Origin of the sequence: Nitrobacter sp. 62-13 (genome assembly GCF_001896955.1) — a bacterium.
GTDB lineage: Bacteria > Pseudomonadota > Alphaproteobacteria > Rhizobiales > Xanthobacteraceae > Nitrobacter.
Window position 1 is genome coordinate 2,872 of the sequence record NZ_MKRN01000071.1, and the last position, 2,138, is coordinate 5,009.

The 2,138-nt window shown below is 62.3% G+C and carries 2 protein-coding genes; both read right to left on the reverse strand.

Annotated features, from left to right (window positions below; genetic code table 11):
- Positions 1-110: 110 nt before the first annotated feature.
- Positions 111-1,523: an AAA family ATPase gene (locus BGN91_RS06955; protein ID WP_292611738.1), complete on the reverse strand. Its 1,413-nt coding sequence runs from the start codon at positions 1,521-1,523 to the stop codon at positions 111-113.
- Positions 1,520-2,138: DUF3883 domain-containing protein (locus tag BGN91_RS06960; protein ID WP_292611740.1), on the reverse strand; the 619-nt coding region annotated here is incomplete at its 5' end. The genes BGN91_RS06960 and BGN91_RS06955, both read right to left, overlap by 4 nt.

Consider the following 2,138-nt stretch of genomic DNA (forward strand, 5'->3'; position numbering starts at 1 on the left):
CAGGTTTTGGTGCAGATCACCGTGACACGCGGTCAGCATGAACGTGCGCCAATCCTGGCCGTGGGGTTGCCCGGCAAGGCAGGCCGGCTCGGCAGAACGGGTGATCGTCTTCATTTCTTACCCAGCGCCTCAATCTGCCGGACTCGCAGGTCGGCGCGACGTAGATCGGGATCGCTCTTTCCGAGCGCGCCCTCCAGTTCCGTTCGCAAGGCGCGAGCCTCCTCGCTGCCCTGTTGGCGCGCCTCGACCAAACTCAGGTAGCGCTGCAATTTTTCTGTGGTTTCGACCCTAGGCGGGCGCGCGTGCGTTCCGAACACTTCAGCGAGAACCCGCGAGTTTTCGGCGCCGTATGTGCCGACGTCGGCCGGCAGGCTTTCGAACTCATGCCCCGAGGTGAGAAGGTGAATGTGTTCCCGACGCACTGTCGTCAACACAGCAGGGCTGTGCGTGGCGATGACGAGCTGCGTATTGGGAAAGGCGGACCGCAGGCTGGGAATGACGGTCTGCTGCCATTTGGGATGCAGGTGCAATTCGATCTCGTCGATGAGGAGGATGCCGGGCGCCTCAAGCGGGTTCGGCCAGGTTGGATTGGCTTGCACGAGCCGGCGCGCGAAATCGAGGAACAAGGCCAGAAGATTGCGATAGCCGTCGCTGAGCTGGCCCAGCTCCATGGCTTGGGGCTCGCCATCGGACGATCCGAGATCGACCATCAAGCGCGGCGGGTTGCCGTCGAAGTAGACGCGCTCCACACCCGCGATCGACGCCTTCAACACCTCCCGGACAGCATGAAGGTCGGGAAGCTCGGTTGCCTTCGCAGCTCTTTTGCTCGCGCGCGCTCGCAGCTCCTCGTTTTCGCGCAGATAGAGCCACTGGCACATCGAGGCGAAACTCGCGCCCGCGTCCATCGCGTTGACGTAGGCCTCGACTCTCCCTGGCGCGCTTTTGAAGATTCCGCCGAGTTCTGGCATCCCGTTGATGCGACGGCGCGCGCGGTAGTAAGCGACCGCAGGCAAAGGGATCAGCGCCTGCGGGCTGCTCGTATTTATTTCCTGCCACAAGGCGCGGAAATATCTCTCCAACTGAGATAGTTGTTCAGAAGCCCCGGACGCATAGCTGAAGCTATTCGGCGGAGTGAAAACGATGTGTTGGGACCACTCCAGCATCGCCGCGGAGTCAGTGTCGTCCTGGAAGAGCGGTCGGGTCGCGAACTCGCCGACCGCATAGAGGTCTTTCGCCTGCGCCCGGACTTGCACAAAGGGTTTCCGGCCAACGGATGGGTCTGCGGCACTTCGGTCGATGTAGATGTCAGTCGGCTTGAGGGTCGCGCTTTGCAGCGTCCGCTGGCGCTTTCCGCCGGCTCCATTCGCGGCGACAATCTCGTAGAGCGCGATCGCGATGGCATCGAGAACGCTGCTTTTGCCGGCCCCGTTTGCTCCGACGATGATGTTGACGTCCGGCTGCAAAGCAATCGGCAGGGACTCAAAGCAGCGGAAGTGCGTGATCTCGACTCGTGAAAGTTTCATCGAGGCACCTCCGCTCGCCTTAGCAGTTCTGAGAATTCATAGTTGACACTCGTCACTCCGAAATCCGGCTCTTGGCCGAATGGCCTCCGCAGGTAGCGGACCTCGTGCGATCCGTCTGCGCCGAAAGCAACCATCGCCAGGATGAAGTCGTCAGGTTTATTGAGCGAGTAGAGGATCTCGTTCTTCGTCACGGTGACGGTGTCCGCGCTCGCGACACGACCCTTCACTTCGATGAAGCGCAGGCGCCCAGTGCCTGGGATGGCGCTTTCGATGTCATAGCCGAGCTTCTCGAACTCCCGATCAGTCGGGACGAAACCGAGCCCGCGCTCGACCTCCATTACGATCTCCCGCGCCCGAGCCGCCGCGGCCTGGGTATCGACCACCGTCTGGGCGGTTGCGTGTGACTGACCGCCCATTGCGCGTATCAATCCGATGGGCACGACTAGGAGGCCACCAAGCACCACGGGCGGCAGCGGCGCCAACTGACGCTCACGCTTGATCTCCTGCATGCGCCTTTGCAGGCGGGCCTGAAGCTCGTCCGCCCGCTTGCGAGCCTCGCCGGAGTTCAGCCGCGCATTGGCCTTGCCGGCGCGCTCCTGCTCCTTGAGTTGCTCG

What these genes read in the sequence shown, in the direction of transcription:
- BGN91_RS06955 (WP_292611738.1), bottom strand. Translation starts at nt 1,523, where the DNA reads ATGAAACTTTCACGAGTCGAGATCACGCACTTCCGCTGCTTTGAGTCC.